Below are 21986 nucleotides of genomic sequence, written 5' to 3'. Positions count from 1 at the left end.
GCAAATTAGCCAATCGTCCCGCCCCCTATCAACTTCACGAAGTAGTCTTCAAGACTGTCTTCGCTCATCGTAATCTTCAATACATCTATTCCGTTTTCGACAAACAATTTATTGAGCTTTCCCTGCTGGCCCAAATGGGAGTATACCCGGATGATCCCGTCCTGGTGAACTTCGTAGTCATGAATATCAAAATGCTGTTCCATCAGAACGACCGCTTTATTTTGATCGGATAATTGAAATTCTAGATATTTGCGGTTTCTTTTTTTGAGATGGTCAAACGGAATTTCCTCAAGCAGTTTTCCTTCATGAATGATCCCGACATGATCGACAAGCTGTTCGATTTCAGACAAAATGTGGCTTGATATAAAGATGGTGATGTTTCTTTCTTTGGCGAGAGAATGAATGAGTCTTCTCATTTCTTTGATACCGATCGGGTCCAAGCCGTTTGTCGGTTCGTCCAGTATCAACAGCTCCGGATAGTGAAGCAAGGCTCTTGCAATTCCCAGCCTTTGTTTCATTCCCAAGGAATACTTGCCGACGAGCTTTTTCGTTTCATGCTGCAGGCCCACGATCTCCAATACTTCATCGATCGCATTCTTTTTATGGATACCTATGATTTTCGCGTTGATCAGCAGGTTTTCCCTTGCCGTCAAGTTCGCGTAAAAGCCGGGCACTTCCACGATAGATCCGATTCTTCTTAAAATTTCTTTTTTATTCTTGAAAAAATTCTCTCCGAAAATTTCTATCTGCCCACTGGTCGGTTTGATCAGACCCAGCAGCATTCTGATCGTCGTCGTCTTGCCGGCGCCGTTCCGCCCCAAAAAGCCGTATATATCTCCTTGTTTTACGTTGATATTGAGATGATCTACAGACTTTTGCGGCCCGTACATTTTCGTGAGATCCGTCGTTTTAATAATTGTGCTCAAAGTTGATCCTCTCTCTTTCACTAGCCTTATAACTACATCATAAACAGAAGGATTTAACTTCTTCTTAACCAATTCTTAATTAATTCTTAAATGATTGGAGATGGTTTTGTTTAGGCAGCGAAAAACCAAACGTCGTTTTTTCCCACGGGACGCTCTGTGCCCAAATGCGTCCACGGTTTTTTTCGACGAGCGATTTGGCGATGGCAAGCCCCAGGCCGCTCCCGTCATCAAGGCTTCTCGACCGGTCTCTGCGGTACATTCTATCAAATACGTTTTCAATATCGTTTTCCGGAATCCCCGGACCTTGATCCCAGATGAGAAGCTGATATTCATGTTCTGATTCTGTCAGTTCGATTCCAAGTACTTTTCCCTCTTTTCCATAGTGAATGCCGTTTCTGACGATGTTTTCGATCACGCGGATCAGGCTGAGCCGATCTGCGATAACAAAGCATTTCTTTTCCGGAATCTGCACATTCAAATCAATGTCATGTTTTTTCAGTTCCGGCAAAAAGTCGATCAGTGTTTCCCTGGCGACTTCGGCAAGGTCAAAAAACTCTGTTTTCAACTGAACTTCATTTGCATCCAATTTCGCCATGTTGAATATTTCATCGATCAATTGCTTTAGGCTGTTGGATTTTTTAGAAAGGATGTTGAGATATTCCTGTTTCTCTTCTTCCGAAGACGCGACCCCGTCTTTTAATGCATCAACATAGCCAATAATTGATGTGAGCGGCGTTCGAATATCGTGGGAAATATTAGACAGCAGCCGTTTTCTAGCCGCTTCCGATTTTGCGGCGTTGATTTGAATTTTTTCAAGCTGCTCTATCAATTCGTTGATGGAAAAAATGATTTCATTAAACGGCTGATCGCCTTTCGCCAGCAATCTTCTTCTTAAATTTCCATCCGCCACACGCTTCAGCTCGGTTTCGATCAGCTTTAAGCGATCGATGAAGCGAAGCCTCAACGTAAACAGCAGCGCGGTAACGGCAAACAGAAAAATAAACAACGTTGTGCTGAAAACCCCAAAGGAAGCCGTTTTCAAATAGATGAACAAAAGTGCTGCAATCGCCGCACATTGCAGAATGAGAAGCAGCAGCTTTTTATCGGTCAGCATCTTTCTCACCTACAAACTTATAGCCAATTCCCCAAACGGTTTGAATAAATTGTGGATCGGAAGGGTCCGGCTCTATTTTTTTTCTCAGCCTTCTGATATGCACCATGACCGTATTATCATCTTCTATGTATTGGTCGCTCCAAGCGTTTCGAAACAGCTGCGTTTTCGTAAATACCTGCCCCGGATTTGAGGCGAAAAACTTCAGCAGTTCAAACTCCTTCGCCGTCAGGGAGATCTCCTGTCCGCCTGCGGTGACCGTATATGTTTTCAAATCGATGGTCAATCCTTTAAATTGAATCAGCGATTGTTCATCGGAGCGGCTTTCGCTGCCGAGGACCAAAAAGCGCCTCAGCATGGCTTTGATCCGCGCAAGCACTTCGTTCACACTGAAGGGCTTTGTTATATAATCGTCAGCACCGATGGACAGTCCTAAAATTTTATCGCCTTCAAGGTCTTTGGCGGTCAGCATCAGGATCGGAACATTCGTATGATTCCTCATCCTTCTGCAGACCTCGATGCCGTCGATTTTCGGCATCATGACATCCAATATCACGAGGTGGTAATGGTTTTGTTCAAACAGCCTTAACGCATCTTCCCCGTCAACTGCCACGTCAACCTCATAACACTCTCTTTTTAAATAGGTTTTCAATAAATCTCTGATTTCTTTTTCATCATCCGCTATGAGCACTCGAATGGCTTCCACTTGGTTCACCCGCTTTTATTTTGTCTTGATAGATGTTAACACCGCAGCACCCGCTGCTGCTTGTTTTTTGAAATATTTCCTCTCTTTTCTTTGCCTTTCATTATAACAGAGAGTTGATGAGGCAAACAAAAGGCATCCCGAAAAGGATGCCGTTTTGTTCATATTTTGACAGTCTTATTGATGATATCATGGATCAATCTTGCATTTCTTTCAAGAATGTCGGGATGGGATTTGGAGATCATTTGCATATGGGTTCCGGCTCCTTGAACGACTGTAAAGGTTTTGGACGCCGCTTTTTCCCACATCATCATATTTTCATCCCGCTGATTGTCGCTTGACTTGATATAGCTGATATGTCCGTCAATTGTGCCGGTTGTGACTGTGTTTTGTATATATACATAAGACTTCATCACCAAGTCCACTAAATAGTCGCTCATTAATTTCTCTGCATCGCGGTATTTCTCAAGTTCAAATGTTTTGGATATCTCTTCTCTGTATTCTTCCTCTGTGAACTGATGTTTCTCGGCTTTTGTCCGATATTTTGAATCGATGATGATCAAATCTTCGACTTCATATCCTTGCCGGTTCAATTCTTTTGCCACATCAAATGCCAGGATTCCGCCGGATGAATAGCCGATTAATGTATATGGCCCTTCACCTTGAATGTTTTTGATGATATCTGCGTATTTTCGAATCCTGTTTGCGGATGGAATGAAGTTGAAGCTGTACACCGAATGCTGCTTTAAATGCTTGGCCAATCCCATGTAGGCAATGCCCATCGACGCGGCCGGCGGGAAGCAGAACAGGTTTTTTCTGCCTTCTTCCGCCCTGGTCAGCTGCATGCAATCATCTGTGTAGTCTTTCAGCAAGTCTTGTGCATGCTTCAGAAAATCAGACAGCTCTTTAATTGTCGGCTTGGAGAAAATGTCCTTAAACGGCACTCTGAAGCCAAGCTCTGCATATAGCCTAGAGACAAATGACATGACGTTTAAAGAATTCGCCCCGATATCAAATAAGTTGGCGTTGATGCCAATCTGTTCGATATTTAAGATGTCTTCCCAAATGGCGGCCATTTTTTCTTCCAGCTCATGTCTTGGAGGCTCGTACTCCAGTAAAGCGCCCGCGCTTCGATCTGGCTCTGGAAGGGCCTTCAAGTCGACTTTTCCGTTTGGTGTCAGCGGCAGCTCATCAAGCTTCAGCAAATAGGACGGCACCATATATTCCGGAAGCTCCTTCGCCAAAAACGCTTTAATGTCTTCCTGTGTGATGTCTCTTTCGGAAACGACGTATGCGCAAAGAACTTGATTGTTGCTTTGATCTGTTTTGGCGGCAACCGCCGCTTCTTTTATATCACTGTGCCTTAACAATTGATGTTCGATTTCGCCAAGTTCGATGCGGTAGCCCCGAATCTTGACTTGATGATCGATCCGGCCCAGATACTCAATATGTCCATCCGGCCTCATCCTCGCAAGATCTCCTGTTCGGTACATTCTTTCACCCGGTAAAAACGGATTTGACAGGAATTTTTCAGACGTCAGCTCCGGTTTGTTCAAATAGCCTTTTGCGACTCCGTCTCCGCTGATATACAGCTCTCCGGAAATTCCAACCGGCTGCACTTCCTGACGCTCATCCAAAATATATAGCTGGACATTTGAGGCCGGCTTGCCGATCGGGACAGAAACTTGGCGGTCCCGGTCGGCATCATATTGATAGATCATGCAGCCGACAACCGTTTCAGTCGGACCGTATTCATTGTAGATTTCAATTTTGTGATGAAATCTCTCCGTGATTTCTTTGGCCAGTTCCGTTTTTAAATCTTCCCCGCCGACGATCAGGCGTTTGATGCTTGATTTGCTTTGATCCATGTCTTTGACAAGGCTTAAATGAGACGGGGTTAATTTGACAATCCCGGCTTTTTTATCTCTGAATACTTTTCGAATCAGCGGTTCCCCGTCTTCGCTATGCTGATAAACAATCACCCGATTGCCTGAGATTAATGGCGTAAATATCGATGTCACCGTTAAATCAAAGGCAATGGATGAGTAGAGGGCAAAATCGAGCTGTTCGCCTTGGACATATACACGGTCAGCCCAGGTAATATAGTTGACCAGCCCTCTTTGCCTGATCATAACCCCTTTCGGTTTGCCTGTAGAACCTGACGTGTAGATGATATATGCAAGGCTGTCGGCGTTACCCGCCGGTTCCAGATTGTCAGCCGGAAAACTGCTGAAATCTCCGGTTAATTCGACGGCTTCTTGATGAAGTGTACCCAAGTCCTGCTTGTGATCCACGAGGATGATGGCCGCGCCGCTGTCTTCAAGCATATACTTGATCCTTTCTTCCGGATAATCGGGATCAATCGGCAAATAGGCTCCTCCGGCTTTCAAAATCCCCATGATTCCGACCACCATTTCCGGTGAGCGTTCTGCCATGATGGCAACAATCGTATCCGCTTTGACTCCTCTGTCCCTGAGGTATCTAGCAAGCTGATTTGATTTTTCATTGAGCTCGCGGTACGTCAGTTTGTCATTTCCTGAGACAACCGCAGCAAGCTCAGGGGTTTTTTCGGCTTGTTCCTCAAACAGCCGGTGAATCGTCTGATTCGGATATTCCGCTTTCGTGTCATTCCATTCGTACAACAGCCTGTTTCTTTCAGCTTCCGAAAGGACTGTGATGTCGTTTAATGACTGATCTTCATTTTGGACCACCTGTTCCATCACTTGTTGAAGGTGTCCTTTGATGCCGGCGATGATGTGGTCATGATAGATATTTCCGTCATAAGTCAATTTGATGACCAAACGTTTGCCCGGGACGGCCACAATATTAAATCCGTAATTTGTTTGTTCTTCGGCGTGAATTTCTTCAAAGACAAAACCGGCACCACGTTTGCCGCTTGTCTCAAATGCACTCTGATCAACCGCGTAATTTTCGAAAATCAGGATATGATCCAGCAGCTCTCTTTTTAATTCACTGAGCGACTGCACTTCCGACAAATTCATGTCATGATATGTCCTGCCTTCTAAAGCCTGTTCCTGAACGCTTTTGATGAGCTCCTTAAAGCTTTGGCTTTTTTCCAGCCTGATTCTCGTCGGTACAGTGTTGATGAATAGTCCGACCATTTTTTCGATTCCGGCTACTTGTGCATCCCTTCCGGAAATGACTGTACCGAATACGACATCATCCGTTTGATTGTACCTTGCCAAAAGCATTCCCCAAATGCATTGTAAAACAGTATGGAAGGTGACATTGTTACGGCTGGCAAGCTCTATGATCCGGCCGGTCAATTGTTCCGGGAATTCTATGACGGCCTCTTTTCTCTTATATTTCGCATGTCCGGATGAACTTGCCAAAACCGAAATCGGCGATTTTTCGGTAAAGCCTGATAAATAGTTTCTCCAGTACGCTTTTGCAGCTTCTTTATCCTGTTGCTTTAGCCACCCGATATAATCGCTGTACGGTCTTGCCTCTTCAAGCCGGTGTTTTTGCCCGGCTGCTTTCATATGATACATTTGGAACAGCTCTCCCATAATGATTCCCCGGGACCAGCCGTCAAGCAGAATATGGTGGTTTGTCCATATGAACGTATAACTGTCATCCCCGGTTCTCATCAGCGCGGCTCTGATCAATGGTTCGCTGTTGAAGCGAAAACCTTTTTCCCGATCTGCTTTGCGATACGCTTGAATCACTTGCTCCTGTTCCGCCGGACGCTGCTTTCGCAAGTCATGATAGTCAAGATTGATCTTTCTGTCCTTGATGATCACATTTCTTGGTTCATCCGTTATTTCATACTCAATAGAGGCCCTTAGAATCTCGTGCCTTTCCATGATGTCATTGAACGTTTCTGCAAACAGGCGCTCATCGATCAATCCTTTCATATTGATGGCCATTTGTTCAAAGTACGCCTGTGATTCTTTGTCTTCGAGCGCGTGGAACAGCATGCCCCTTTGCATATTGGCAAGCGGATAGATTTTTTCGATTTCCATCCCTTTATATTTCAGTTTGATTTCCTCAAGCTGATCTAAGCTGATGCCTTTGTCTCCGTAATCAGACGGCGTTTTTTCCGTCTCTTCTCGTTCCGCACAGTGGCGAATGACCGCTTTAAGGGCTTCTTTATATTTTTGTGCAAAAGCGCTGACGACGTCTTCACTGTATGCTCTTGTGTTATAGGTCGTTTGAATGGCCAGTCTTCCTCTGAAGACCACCGCATTGATTTCGAGTGGATTTTCTCTTGTGATGCCCTTTCCGGCTGCTTCTCCCGGCGACAGGTGTGATGAAGAAAATTCTCCGCTGTTGATGTCTTCATCAAGCTGTCCCAGGTAATTGAACAAGATTGGTGATGTTGCGCCTTTTGCGATCTCACTGTCCCGAGTGAGATACTTTAAAATTCCGTAGCCGATGCCTTTGTTCGGCACGTTTCGTAAGTGCTCTTTCACCATTTTAATCGTCCTGGACATGTCTGTTTCTTGTCCCAAATCGATGAATACCGGGTATTTCGAGGTAAACCATCCGACCGTTCTGCTGATGTCGATGCCATCTGCCACCTTTTCTCTTCCATGCCCCTCCAGCGTGATTCTTAATTTATTTTGCCCGGTCATATCTCTTGCCGCCACCAGAAGCGCTGTGATCAGAAGATCGTTGATTTCGGTACGGTAAGCTTGGTTTGTTTCTCTTAATAGCCGCGCTGTCTCCTCTTTTTCGAGTTCTGTGCTGAATGTTTTGCTGTCCTCAACTTTGAAGACCCCTGCATCTTCATTCATTTCCAGGAATTCGACGTCATCACAAATGGCCTTCAGCCAATACTGTTTTTCACCAAGCAGTTTTTCAGTTTTTGAATATTCCGTGATGTGCCGCGCATATTCCTGGTAGGAAGCCGTTTTTGGATAAAACTCGACTTTTTCCCCATTCGATAACTGACTGTACCCCAGCGCCAAATCTTCAAATAATATTCTCCAAGAGATACCGTCGATCACAAGGTGATGGATGATGATCAGCAGGTGATCTCCATTATTCGTTTTGAAGATCGCCAGTTTGACCAAAGGGCCGGTTTTAATATCGATGCTTTGCTGAAGCTCCGTTGCCAATTGGTACACTTTCTGAGGCTGGTCGTTTTCGCTTGAGACATCATAGACAAATAGGTCAAACAGCTTTTTGTCCGGTCCCCGGTTGTACTGAATGATCTTTCCGTCTTCTTCTTTAAACACCGTCCGGAGTGCATCGTGATGTGTGATGATTTCTCTAAATACACGTTTAACGATGCTCTCGTCGAATTCGTTTTTTCTATACAGCATAACCGCATGGTTGTAATGGTTCCTGTCCGTTTTGTTCAACGAGAAATACTCTTGTTGAATCGGGGTCAAGAGAATCTCGCCCTCTACCGTTTCATAGGATGCTGATTTGTCGGTTTCGGCCTTGACATATCGGCTCAATGACTTGATTTGCGGATTTGTAAACAGATCTTTCATTTCTAGCGACAGGCCTTCTCTTGATAATCTTGAGATCATTTGCAGCGCTTTGATGGAATCGCCGCCTGCTGCAAAGAAGTGATGAGTGATTCCGATCTTGTCAATGCCAAGCACTTCTTCCCATATTTGAACAAGCTTTTCTTCCGTCTCGTTCCGCGGCTGTTCGTATTCCGTCTCTTTTCCCAGCTGCGGTTCAGGCAATGCGGCCGTATCGATCTTTCCGTTGGCTGAAAGCGGCACCTTCTCAATTTGGACAAACGAAGACGGAATCATATATTCTGGAAGCTCACGCATCAGATACGTCCTGATGTCCTCGAACGGCAATTCGGCGTCTGCTGTGAAATAGGCGCACAGCTGTTTTGCACCTTTATGGTCTTCCCTTGCAACAATGAAGGCTTCCTTGATATCATCATGAGCCAACAGCCTGTTTTTGATTTCTTCCGGTTCTATTCTGTAGCCCCTTACCTTTACTTGGCTGTCCATCCGGCCTGCAAGTTCGATATTTCCATCGCTCAGCCTTCTGGCAAGGTCACCGGTCCTGAACATTTTTGTATGCGGTGCAAACGGATTTTCGACGAATTTTTCTTTCGTGATATCCGGTTTGTTTACATAGCCGCCTGTCACTCCGTCTCCTGCGATGCAGAGCTCTCCGTACACACCTTCCGGAAGCAGCTTCATGTTTTCATCCAGCACATACGCATTCGTATTATGAATCGGAGTTCCGATAACCGGATATTCTTTGAAAGAATGGAGGTGTTCCGGGTCGATCACTTTAAAGACTGAGCCGATTGTCGTTTCCGTCGGGCCATAATGATTCATGACCACATGGTCCGGATATTGGTTGTAAAATGTCTCAACATCCCTTGTATTGATCATCTCTCCGCCCAAGACGACCAGCCTGAGAGTGGCGCAAGATTTTTCGGCGGAAAAGCCCGGATCATTGACAAAAATGTTAAACAGAGACGGCGTCAGTTTGATATAGGTGATGCCGTTTTCTTTGATATACTGTAAAGCCCGGTGCGCATTTGTATAACATTCTTTTCGTGCGATATGCAGTTCGCTTCCGCTTAAAAGAGCCGAAAAGATGCTCGTATAGCCCAAATCGAACGCATATGAGGACACAAGCATGGCTTTGTCGTTTTCTGTAAGACCCGCTTCCTTCATAAACCATGTTGTATAGTTCACCACGTTCCCGTGTCTGACAAATACGCCTTTTGGCTTTCCGGTGGAGCCTGATGTGTATATAATATATGCATTCTGATCGGCTGAACCCGATGCAGACAGGTTTGACGCGGCCTTCGCATCAATCAAACCGTCGGCAATATTGACGATTTCTCCAGCGAACGCGACGTTTTCTTTGAGAGAGCCTTTGATAAGCAATATTGCAGCTCTGCTGTCACTTAAAATCTCATTCGTCCGTTTGGCCAATTGCTCCGGCTCGATCGGCACGTAAGCCGCTCCGGCTTTCAGTACCGCCAGCATGGAAATGATCATCTCAAGCGATGGTTCAATCATGATCGCTACAGGTGCACCGGCGCTTGCTCCTTTGTCTCTCAAAAGCCTTGCCAATTGGTTTGCTCTTTCGTTCAGTTCCCTGTACGTCAGCTTTTCATCCGCAAAGACCACCGCTGTTTGCTCCGGCGTTTTGCCAGCCTGATGCTCAAACAGCTGATGAACCGTTTGATCTTTAGGATAATCTGTTTGTTGTCCTTGATTCTGATCCCGAAGCACTCTCATTTCTTCATCTGACAGCATGTTAACGTCGCTCAACGGCATTTGCGGATCGTTTGCCGCTTCCTTCAGAATATTGATCAAATGGCCCGCCATTCTTTCAATCGTGGACCGCTTAAACAATTTTGTACTGTAGTTGAAAACACATTGAATACCTTCATTTGTCTCAGCGGCTGTCAGCGTCAAATCAAATTTTGAGATGTTCACCTCGGTTTGGAGCGGCTGGAATGTCAAGCCGTCGATGTCCGCTTCATCGCCGTCGAAGTTTTGCAGAACAAGCATGGTATCAAACAGCGGGTGTCTGCTCATATCCCGTTTGACATTAAGTTTTTCAACCAGTTCATCAAATGGATAGTCTTGATTTTCATAAGCTTTCAGCGCCGTTTCTTTGACCTCTTTTAAATAGTCGGCAAATGGCATGTCTCCTTTTGGATGGTTCCTCATCGCCAGCGTGTTGATAAACAGTCCGATGACATGTTTCAAATCGGTGTGATGCCTTCCCGCGATCGGTGAGCCGACAACGATATCCTCCTGGCCTGTATACTTTGCCAAGAGCGTTGTGTATCCCGCCAAAAGTAACATATACATCGTCGCGCCGTTCTCTTTCGCCAGTTTGTTCAGCATGGCGGACGTTTCGCCGTCTATTTCAAACTGAACGATATCTCCTTCAATAGAACGCTTTTGCGGACGTTTTTCATCCGCCGGCAAATTCAGCACCGGCACTTCACCTTGAAAAACGTTGAGCCAGTAGTCTTCCTGGCGTTTAACCTCATCTTTTTGATAAAAAAGTTTTTGCCATTCTGAAAAGTCTTTGTACTGAATCGTTAACGGCGGTAATGTTTTCCCCTCATACAACTCGGCCAGCTCTCTTGTGAAAATGGCCATGGATACCCCGTCTGAAATGATATGGTGCATGTCGAGCATCAGTACATGTTCATCACCACCCGCTTTTAATACTTCCGCTCTTAAAAGCGGCGCTTTTTCCAAAGCAAACGGCTTGATGAACGCTTTGATTTTTTCTTCTAACCGGTCCTGTCCGAGTTGCCCGTACTTCACTTTAAAATCGACTTCTTTTTCGATTTTCTGTACAGGTTCACCGTCAACCATCACAAAGGCCGTCCTCAAGGCTTCATGCCTTTCTATCAACTGCCGAAAAGCATCCTCAAACCGGTCGACATCAAAATCTCCTGCAATTTTCATGGCGAAAGGCATGTTGTAAGAGAGGCCGCTTGGTTCGATTTGATTAAGGATATACAGCCTTCTTTGGGCGGATGACAATGCGTAATATTCTTTCTCTTCCGCTTGTGTGATGGACGCATAAGGGCTTTCTTTCATGGATTCGATAAAATCTCCGATGTCTTTGATTGTCGGTGTTTCGAATATTTGTCTTAAAGGGACTTCAATCTTCATTTCTTTATGCAATTTTGCAGCCAATGCCGCAGCTTTTAAGGAATGGCCGCCAAGTTCAAAGAAATTGTGGCTGATTCCGATGTTTTCGATCCCTAAAACGTCCTCCCAGATTGAGACAAGCTTTTCCTCTGTGCGGTTCCTTGGTGCTTCGTACGTCGCCTCACTGATTGTGCCGCTAGGTTCAGGGAGCGCTTTTCTGTCGATTTTGCCGTTTGCCGTAAGCGGCAATTGATCAAGCTTGACAAAGTATGACGGCACCATGTAATCCGGTAGTTCTTTTAACAAGCATTTTCTGACATCTGCTACGCCGGCCGTTTTGTCCGCGACGATATATGCGCATAGGTATTTGCCGCCGGCTTGATCTTCCCGCGCCATGACTGCAGCCGCCTCAATGCCTTCTATTTTCAGCAATTGGTTTTCGATTTCGCCCAGTTCGATTCTGAATCCGCGGATTTTGACTTGGTGATCGATTCTTCCTAAATATTCGATTTGGCCATCAGGCAAAAATCTTGCGAGATCCCCCGTCCGGTACATGTTTTCTCCTGGAACAAACGGGTTTGGAACAAATTTTTCAAGCGTGAGGTCAGGTCTGTTTAAGTATCCGCGAGCAAGGCCTTCCCCGCTCAGACAAAGTTCGCCGGGCGTCCCCAACGGCAGCAGCTGCTGGTTGTGATTTAAAATATAAGCCTTGTGGTTGCTGATCGGCCGGCCGATGACGGCTTTTTCGTCATCTTTTCGCAGCTCGCCCCGCGTTGAGCAAACGCTGTTTTCCGTCGGTCCGTATTCATTAAACAATTTGACGTTCGGCAGCTTTTTAAAATGCAGCCGGATCAGACTTTCATTGAAGCCTTCCCCTGCGACCGTGACAAATCTTAAGTCCTCTAAAGGCTGCTCAATCGTTTCAAGCAGGCTTAGATAAAAGCTTGGAACGGCCAGCAAGTTTGTCGCTTTATGCATTCGCATCGTGCCGATGATCTCACGCGGACTCATCCGCAAATCTCTAATTAAAACCAGCTTCGCCCCAGATATAAGCGTCGTGAAAATATCTTCAACAGAACTGTCAAATGAAAAGGACGGCACTTGAAGTGTGGCATCGGCTGTACTGTAGCCATACGATTGTTTCCTCCAATAAAGCGTATTGACAATTGATTGATGGTTGACCATGACACCCTTCGGCTTTCCGGTCGAACCTGAAGTATAGATGACATAAGCCATGTCGGAAGAGCCGCTGGTGTCCCCTAAGTTCTCTGTGGCCATGTCTTTTGCCAGCCCTTTTTCGTTCATATCGATACAGGTGAAATCAACGTCAATCTGTTTGTCCGCCTTTTTCAGCAGGATGCTAATGCCGCTGTCTTCGATCATGTACCTGATCCGGTCTTCCGGATACTCGGGATCGATCGGCAAGTAAGCGCCTCCGGCCTTCATCACCGCCAGCATTCCGACGATCATCTCCACAGAACGTTCCGCCATAACGCCGATGATCATGTCAGGTTTGACGCCTTTTTCCCTTAACAGTCCCGCCAGCTGATTTGACCTTTCATTCAATGCTTTGTACGAGAGCTCCTCCTTTTCAAATACAACCGCAGTATGCCCAGGCGTCCGTTCCGCCTGTTCTTCAAATAATTGATGGATCGTTTTATTTCTTGGATAATCTGCGTTTGTCCGGTTGAACTCATATAGAAGCGTCTTTCTTTCTTCCTCCGCCAGCATGTCAATCTCTGCGATTTTCCGGTTCTCATTTGCCGTCACTTGCTCAGCGACCCTTTTGATATGACCTTCGATATTGTTGATGATATCCCTGTCATAGACATTGCCGTCATATGTCAAAACAAGGGTGAGCTCTTCGCCAGGAGTCACCGACATACTAAAACTGTAATTGCTTTGTTCCGCAGCGCTGATCTCATTCACCTTAAAGCCTGTCTTCATTTGGCTCTCTTCAAAGTCCTGTTCATCAGCTTCATAGTTCTCGAATACGAGAATATGATCGATCAGATCTTTCTTTAAGCTGCTCAAAGCCTGGACTTCTGCGAGATTCAAATAGTTGTAGCGGTTGCTTTGAATCGCATCTTCCTGAACCTTTTGCAAACAATCGTTAAAACGCGCCTGCTCATTGAATCTGATTCTTGTCGGGATGGTGTTGATAAACAGACCGATCATGTCTTCGATTCCGTCTACGTTTGCTTCCCTGCCCGATACGACCGTTCCAAACACGACATCATCGATCTTATTATATCTCGATAGCATCAGGCCCCAAATCGTTTGAATCACCGTATGAAGCGTGACGCTGTTTTTGGCAGCGAGCTCCTTCAATTGTTTTGTCAGCTGTTTTGACAAATGGATGACCTTCTCCTGGCGGTCATACCTGCTGCTTTTTTTGCGTTTTGTTAATGTAGGCAGCTGCGCCTGTTCCTCATACCCTTTCAAATATTCGCGCCAATATTGACGGCCCTCTTCTTGATCTTGTCTTTCAAGCCACTTGATATAATCGCTGTACGGCTTCGTCTCCTTTAATGGACTGGCTTTGCCGTTCATCCGGTTTTCATAGATGACAAACAGCTCGCGCATGATGATGCCAAGGCACCAGCCATCGAGTAAAATATGGTGATGGCTCCAGACAAGCCGGTACGAGCGCTCGGCTGTTTTCAGCAAATAAGCCCTCATCAGTACATCTCTGCTTAAATCAAAGCCTTTTTTTCGATCTTCATTGATCAATCTTTCAATGAAGATTTCCTGTTGCTGAGCGGAGCTTTTCGCGATATTGAAATAGCTGAAGTCGATGCTGCGGTTTTCGATGATGATCTGCCTCGGTTCTTCAACGATTTCATATTCATAAGAGGCCCTTAAGATTTCATGCCGTTTCATGATGTCATTAAAGCTTGCCTCAAGAATCGCCGGATCGACATATCCTTCAATATCCATGACCGTCTGCTGAAAATATGCATCTGAGGTATGATCCTCGATGGCATGAAACAGCATACCTTTTTGCATGTTGGCGAGCGGATAGATTTTTTCAATGGCGCTTCTGTATTTTCCTTTGATTTCTTCAAGTTCGGCTAAACTGATATTAGTATCTCCATAGTCGGACGGCGTTCTTTCGCTTTCCGTCTGTTGCGTGCAGTGCTTAATGATTTGTTCCAGGCTTTCTTTCAATTGATTATTCAGCCGGCTGATCGTATCTTTTTCGTATTCCAATTGATTAAAGGTGGTATGAATCACCAGCTCATGATTGATCACGATGGCGTTGATTTCGATAGAATGACTTCTCGCAATTTTTCCGCCGATGCTTTCCCCTTCGGAGAAGCTGGATCCGGAAAATTCGCCGCGGTTCATGTCGGCATCGATCTCGCCTAAATAGTTAAATGAAATCCGGGCTTTTTCTTCGTTGATAAAATCCGGGTCTTCGGCCATATACTTTAATATCCCGTAGCCGATTCCTTTATTCGGTATTTTTCTCAACGTTTCTTTGACCATTTTGATATGTTGGGAGAGATCTTTTTCTTCCCCTGCATCAAGAAGCACCGGATACATCGTCGTAAACCAGCCGATTGTTCTCGTGATGTCAACGCCTTCTAAAATATCTTCCCTGCCGTGGCCTTCCATCATGACCTTCAGTTTATTTTCCCCTGTGATGTCCCTTGCTCCGGTCAGTAATGCCGTTAACAAAATATCGTTGATTTCGGTGTTGTAGGCTCTGTTCGTGTTTCGCAAAAGGTCCGCTGTTGCCTCTTTACCGAGCTTGATGCTTAAAGTCGTGCTGTTTTCGTATACATCTTCCTTTAATATGTTCTTTGGCGGAATAAACCGGACACGAGCCATGGCAATGTCCCGCCAATACTCGGCTTCCTTCGATAATGTTCGGCTGTGGGCGTGTGCTTTTAACCTGCGGGCGAATTCTTGATAGGAATCCGTTTTGTAGCCGATCTCGAGCGTTTGCCCCTTTAATGCCTGACTGTACAATGTTTCGAAATCCTCAAACAGAATTCTCCACGATACACCGTCAACGACAAGATGATGGATCACAATGAGCAGGTGGTCGCCCTCATCAGCCCGGAAGATGCCGAGATGAACAAGTTTTCCTTTTCTAATCGATGATTGTTTTTGAATGCTTGTCGCCAGCTCAAACACCTTTTCCGCTTGACAATCAAGCCCTCTTATATCATAAACATCGAGGTCGAACTGATCTTCCCGGAAGCTTCTGTTGTACTGAATGAAGTCCCCGTCTTTTTCTTCATAGATCATCCTTAACGCGTCGTGTTGCTCCATTATTTTATTGAAAGCCTTTCTGACACAGCTTTCGTCAAATCCGCCCTTTCTGAAGAGCACAAATGACTGGTTAAAGTGATCTAGCTCTTCTTTGTTATTAGCAAAATACCATTTTTGGATCGGAGTGAGTTCTGCATGTCCTCTGACGATTGTATTGGCATTTTGCCTCTGTGATTGTTTTTTAACATACTTGGCAAGATCCTTGATTCTCGGATTGGCGAACAAATCCTTCATTTCAAGCTTCAGGCCAAGCCTGGACAGCCTTGAGACGATTTGCAACGCCTTGATCGAATCGCCTCCTGCCGCAAAGAAGTGATGGCTGATACCGATGTCTCCGGCACCGAGAACATCCCTCCAGATGTCAACGAGCTTAGCTTCTGTGTCATTCCGCGGCGCTTCGTATTCCGCTCCTGTGGCGACATGTCTGTCAGGTGCAGGAAGTGCTTTTCGATCGACTTTATCGTTTGATGTGAGCGGCAGCTTATCAAGTCTGACAAAATAAGCCGGAATCATATAGTGAGGGAGCTCTTTTTCGAGCCATTCACTGATCTCGGTTGACGTCCAATCTTCTTTGGAGACGATATAAGCGCACAAGTAATGGCTGTTGTCGTCGTCCTTCCTGGCTATAACCGCCGCTTCATCGATTTTGTCAAGCTTGAGCAATTGATTCTCGATTTCCCCCAGTTCAATCCGGTATCCGCGAATTTTCACCTGATGGTCGATTCTTCCTAAAAACTCGAGATGTCCATCAGGAAGCCATCTGGCCAGATCACCCGTCCGGTACAATCTTTCCCCTGATACAAACGGATGTGAAATAAACTTTTCGGCTGTCAGTTCCGGCCGGTTTAAATACCCGCGTGCAAGGCTGATTCCGCCGACGCACAGCTCTCCAACAACGCCTGTCGGCACAGGCTTCTGGTTTTGATCCAATACATATACGTTTGTATTGGCAATCGGACTGCCGATATGAGGACGCCCGGATCCTCCGTAAACCCCCGCCGTTGCACAGACCGTCGTTTCCGTCGGTCCGTAGGCATTGATAAACAGCCGATTTCCGGACCATCTTTTTGCCAGTTCTTCGCTGCAGGCAGAGCCCGCGGAAACGATTACTTTGAGGTTTTCCAACCTGGATTCATCCAACACATTCAGAACGGTCGGCGGCAAAGTCGCATGAGTAATGTCATGCTGCCTTAAAAAGCTTGTTAACGGCTGCCCCGGCATCATTTCCTCCTGCCGTCCCAAAACCAAAGCCGCCCCGGCTGCCAGCGCTGAAAAGATCTCAAATGCTGACGCATCAAATGATAGCGAAGCAAATTGAATCACTCTGCTGTCCGTGTTTAAATGCATCAAGTTGACAACCGCTGAAACGAGATTGCTCAGCCCTTTTTGTTCGATTAAGACACCCTTCGGTTTTCCTGTGGACCCTGAAGTATAGATGATGTAAGCCAGATCCCCGCTGCGGCTGACGGGCTCCAATCGGCCCGCATCCTGTGCGGCAATTTGTTTGTCGTGAATATCTATGTTGATCATGCCGGCCTCTTTGATAAAGGCCCGTTTTTTGATGAGCGCCTCTTCCGACAGGAGAAATTTTGTTTGGCTGTCGTCCAGGATGTATTTGATCCTGTCTTCAGGATATGCCGGATCAAGCGGCAGGTACGCGCCTCCGGCCTTCAAAATCCCCAGAATGCCGACGATCATCTCGGGAGAGCGGTCCACCATGATGCCGACCGCTGTGTCCGGTTTAACCCCTTTGTCTCTTAAAAACCGAGCCAGCTGATTTGACCTCTCATGCAATTGTCGATATGTCAGTTTTTGATCTTCAAACACGACCGCGGTTTGGTCAGGCGATGTCTCCGCCCGCTCAGCAAACAGCCGGCAAATGGTTTTGTCTGTTGGAGCATCAGTTTTCGTATCATTAAACTGATATAACAATGTGTTTTTTTCGTCTTCTGACATGACCTCTATTTGATTCAGCCGCTTGTCCGGGCGATTGGAAATGTCCTCCAAAACACGGACGAAATGCGCCGCCATCCTTTCGACCGTTTCTCTTTTAAACAGCTTCGTACAATATTCCAAATCAAATTCTACCTTCGAGTCTTTTTCGATTGCCGATAAAGTGAGGTCAAACTTTGAAATATGGACGTCGCTTTCAAACGGTTCAAATGTCAGCCCTTTTATTTCAGCATCCGCTTTTTCCAGGTTTTGCAGGACAAACATCGTATCAAACAGCGGATTTCTGCTCATATCGCGGTCAAGGTTAAGCTGTTCAACAAGATCGTCAAATTGATAATCTTGGTTTTCATACGCCTTCAGCGCCGTCTCTTTTACATCTTGCAAATATTCAGCGAATGTCTTGTCGCCTTTCGGATAATTTCTCATCGCCAGCGTATTGACAAACATCCCGATCACATGTTTCAGCTCGTGATGCTTTCTTCCTTGAATCGGCGTTCCGATAATCAAATCTTCTTGTCCGCAATATGTTCGAAGCAAAATCGTATACGCCGCCAGAAGAAGCATATACATGGTGGCTCCATTGTCTTTGGCGATCCGCTCGAGCTTCTTCGTCAATTCGCCGTCGATTACAAAACCGATTCTATCGCCTTCAACACTGTGCATTTGCGGCCTTGGGAAATCTGTCGGCATGTTGAGGACTGGAATCTCGCCTTTGAAAATATTGAGCCAGTAGTCTTTTTGCCTTTTGATCTCATCTTTTTGATAAAAATCCCTTTGCCATTCTGAATAATCTTTATATTGGAGGCTGAGCGGCGCCAGTTCTTTTCCGCCGTACAAATTGCAAATTTCTTTTGTCAAAACCCCCATCGATGCGCCGTCTGAAATGATATGGTGCATATCAAACAGAATGATATGTTCCTCGTCATTAACCTTGACCACCTCTGTTCTAAAAAGCGGGGCCTTTTTTAAATCAAACGGTCTGACAAATTGTTTGATGATCTCCTGAATGGATAGAGACTCTATTTCGCTGCATTTGATGCTGAAATCTACTTCTTTTTCAATCTTTTGAACAGGCTCTCCATCCGCCATCAAGAAGGACGTTCTAAGCGCTTCATGTCTTTGAATGACAATTTGCAATGCGTTCTCAAACCGGCGTATATCGAAGGAGCCCTTGACTTTCATGGTAAAAGGGATGTTGTAGGACAATCCGCTCCCTTCGATTTGATTGAGAATGTACAGTCTTTTTTGTGCGGATGAAAGACGATAGTATTCTTTTTCTTCCACTTTTTTGATAGATGAATAAACACTATCTTTTGTCGATCTGATATATTCTCCCAATCCTTTGATTGTCGGCGTTTTAAAGATTTGCCCAAGAGGGATTTCAGCTTTGAGCTCCTTTCGGATTCTTGCCGCCATCGCGGCCGCTTTGAGAGAATGTCCTCCCATCTCGAAAAAATGATCGTTAATACCTGATTTTTCCACCTTTAAAATATCCCGCCAAATCGCCGCCAACTTTTCTTCCGTTTCATTTCGCGGCATTTCATATTCGCTTTCCGCCCCCGCCGTTCTGTCCGGCTCAGGCAGAGCTTTTCTGTCCACTTTCCCGTTTTTGGTAAGCGGCAGCTTGTCCATTTTCACGAAATAGGCGGGAATCATGTATTCCGGAAGCTTTTCACCTAAAAATCCTTTCAGCTCATCAAGGGAAATTTCGCGATTTGCCGTGATATAGGCGCAAATGTACGGGCGGTTCTCTTCGTCTTCCCTGACGATGACGATCGTCTCATTGATGTCTTCATGCATCTCCAGCCGGCTTTCGATTTCGCCGAGTTCGATCCTGAAGCCGCGGATTTTCACCTGGTGGTCGATTCTGCCGATGAATTCGATGTTGCCGTCTGGCAGCCATTTCGCCAAATCGCCCGTCTTGTACAGCCTTTCCCCAGCCACAAACGGGTGCGGGATGAATTTTTCAGCTGTCAGCTCCTCGCGGTTTAAATATCCTTTGCTTAACCCGTCTCCTGCGATGCACAGCTCTCCAGGAACCCCGATCGGAAGGAGCTTGCCGGCTTCGTCCATGATCAAAACCGACGTATTCGCCAGCGGGCTGCCGATCGGAATCGTTTCCGCTTCATCGTCTATCTCGTTGATGAAATAATACGTCGCATACACCGTGCTTTCCGTCGGGCCGTAAACATGAATCAATTTATCCCGGCCGACATGATCCAGCACTTTTCTCACATGCGGAATCGACGCTCTTTCCCCGCCGAAGAGGATTTTCCGCAGCTTGGCAAGACAGCCGATATTGATGTCGGCGAGCGTATTGAACAGCGCCGTTGTAATGAACATCACGCTAACTTGTTCTTTTTTTATCACTCCGGCCAGCTCATGTGTATTCAAGACCGTCTCTTTTTCGATCAGGACGAGTGAGGCTCCGTTTAATAAAGCGCCGAAGATATCGAACACCGATCCGTCAAACGAATAGTTGGACAGCTGGAGAATGACATCGTTTCCTGTGATGTCGATATAATTGGTATTTTTAACAACTCTTGCCGCACTGTAGTGCGGGATGACCACTCCTTTTGGCGTTCCGGTTGAGCCGGACGTGTAGACGATGTACGCTGTATCGTTTGAGCGATTCACACGTGGAAGATTCTCTCCGCTTAGTAAGTGCAACTCGTCCGAACACAAATCAACGGTCTTCATATCAAAAGCTTTAAGAAGCGAATCTGTTGTTACTAACAATGCCGCACCGCTATTTTTCAACATAAAATCGATTCTGTCCTTAGGTGTTTCAGGATCGATCGGCAAATACGCACCTCCCGCTTTTAAAATACCGATGATGCCGATGATCATTTCGAAGGAGCGGTCCGCGATGATCGCGGCAATCGAGCCTCTGCCGATACCTTTTTCTCTGAGAAGTCTCGCGGCTTGGTTTGCTTTCTCATTCAGCTCTCTGTAGGTCATGCGCTGAGCACCGAACACAAGAGCCGTATGGTCAGGCGTCTTCATGGCCTGTTCTTCAAAGAGCTCATGAAGCGGCTTGTCTTTCGGGTAACCCGTTTTTGTATCGTTGAATGTGTGTAAAATCCTGTGTTTTTCTTCTTCAGACACAAGATTGATGTCTCGTAATGTTTGTGTCTCATCTTCCGCCACTTGTTCTGCGACGGTGATGATATGCTTTTCTAGTGTTTCGATGATGGTGTTGTCATACACATTTTCATCATAGATGAAGAGTAGCTTTAATTGATCGTCAAGAGCCGCGGAAATGCTGAAATGATAATTGGTTTGTTCTTCCCCGCTGACATTCACCATTTCAAAACCTACATCATTTTTTTCTTCAAACGCTTTTTGGTCAACGGCATAGTTTTCAAACACCATGACATGGTCGACTAAATCGTTTTTCAACTCGCTTAGCGCTTGGACCTCCGCTAAATTCATGTAATTGTAGCGACTGCTTTCCAAAGCGTCGGTTTGGGTTTGGCGCAGAACATCTTGAAAACGCTTGTCTTTGTCAAGCCTGATTCTGGTCGGGATGGTGTTGATGAAGACGCCGACCATTTTTTCTATACCTTCCACTTCGGCATCTCTACCGGAAACAACGGTTCCGAACACCACATCCTCGCTGTTGTTGTATTTCGCCAAAATCACGCCCCAAATGCTTTGCAGCACGGTATTGATCGTCACATGATTCTGGTTGGCCAATTTGATCAGGCGATCTGTCAATTCTTTGGAACATTTAATCGTTTTCTCTCTTCTTTTAAAACCCGTCTCAGAAGGTGTGCGGAGCTTTGGAAGCGAATTTTTTTGATCATAGCCGCTCAAATAGCGCTCCCAATAGCTCTGAGCTTCTTCTTTATCCTGATCCTCCAGCCATTTGATATAATCGCTGTACGGCCTCGGGTCTTCTAATTGATGATTTTGGCCTTTCCGCTTCATTTCATATATCGTCAACAGTTCATCCAGGATGATGCCAAGGCACCATCCGTCAAGCAAAATGTGATGATATGTCCAGACAAATTGATACGAATCGTCAGTCGTTCTGATGAGGCAGGCTCTCATCAACGTATCTTTGGCTAAGTCAAAACCCTTTTGTCTATCTTCTGCCAAATATCTCTCCAAAACGCCGTCTTGATCATGCCGGCTCCGTATATCAAGATAGTCAAACTTCATCTGCCGATCTTTGATAATGACGTGCAGCGGCTCATCCAATCTGTGATGAAATGATGCTCTTAGGATCTCATGCCTTTTCATGACTTCATTTAGGCTTTCTTCAAACATCCGCTCATCCACATCACCTTTTAATTCAATGATGAACTGCTCAAAATATGCGTGTGACGCTTCGTCTTTCATGGCATGAAACAGCATTCCTTTTTGCATGTTTGATAACGGATATATTTTCTCAACTTTTGTTTTCATATCGTCATCTC

General features: G+C 45.7%; 4 protein-coding genes. All 4 read right to left on the bottom strand.

The annotated features are described in order from the left end of the window. Positions 1–5: 5 nt before the first annotated feature. Positions 6–926, bottom strand: a complete 921-nt coding sequence (gene bcrA, locus H2R00_RS02750) for a bacitracin resistance ABC transporter ATP-binding subunit BcrA (RefSeq protein WP_154995295.1) — start codon at positions 924–926, stop codon at positions 6–8. 79 nt (positions 927–1005) lie between these two features. Further along, positions 1006–2040, bottom strand: coding sequence for a sensor histidine kinase (locus H2R00_RS02745; protein ID WP_154995293.1), 1035 nt, complete (start codon positions 2038–2040; stop codon positions 1006–1008). Continuing rightward, a complete protein-coding gene (locus H2R00_RS02740; RefSeq protein ID WP_020452076.1) occupies positions 2027–2743 on the bottom strand; it encodes a response regulator transcription factor in 717 nt (238 codons plus the stop codon). Before H2R00_RS02740 ends, H2R00_RS02745 begins: the two co-directional genes overlap by 14 nt. A gap of 158 nt (positions 2744–2901) precedes the next feature. After that, entirely contained in the window at positions 2902–21975 is a 19074-nt protein-coding gene (gene bacC / locus H2R00_RS02735) for a bacitracin non-ribosomal peptide synthetase BacC (protein ID WP_182070424.1), read from the bottom strand. Positions 21976–21986 lie beyond the last annotated feature (11 nt).

Origin of the sequence: Bacillus haynesii (genome assembly GCF_014042035.1) — a bacterium.
Taxonomy (GTDB): domain Bacteria; phylum Bacillota; class Bacilli; order Bacillales; family Bacillaceae; genus Bacillus; species Bacillus haynesii.
Note: the sequence above shows the minus strand (reverse complement) of the source record. Positions and strands in the feature narration are given on the sequence as shown.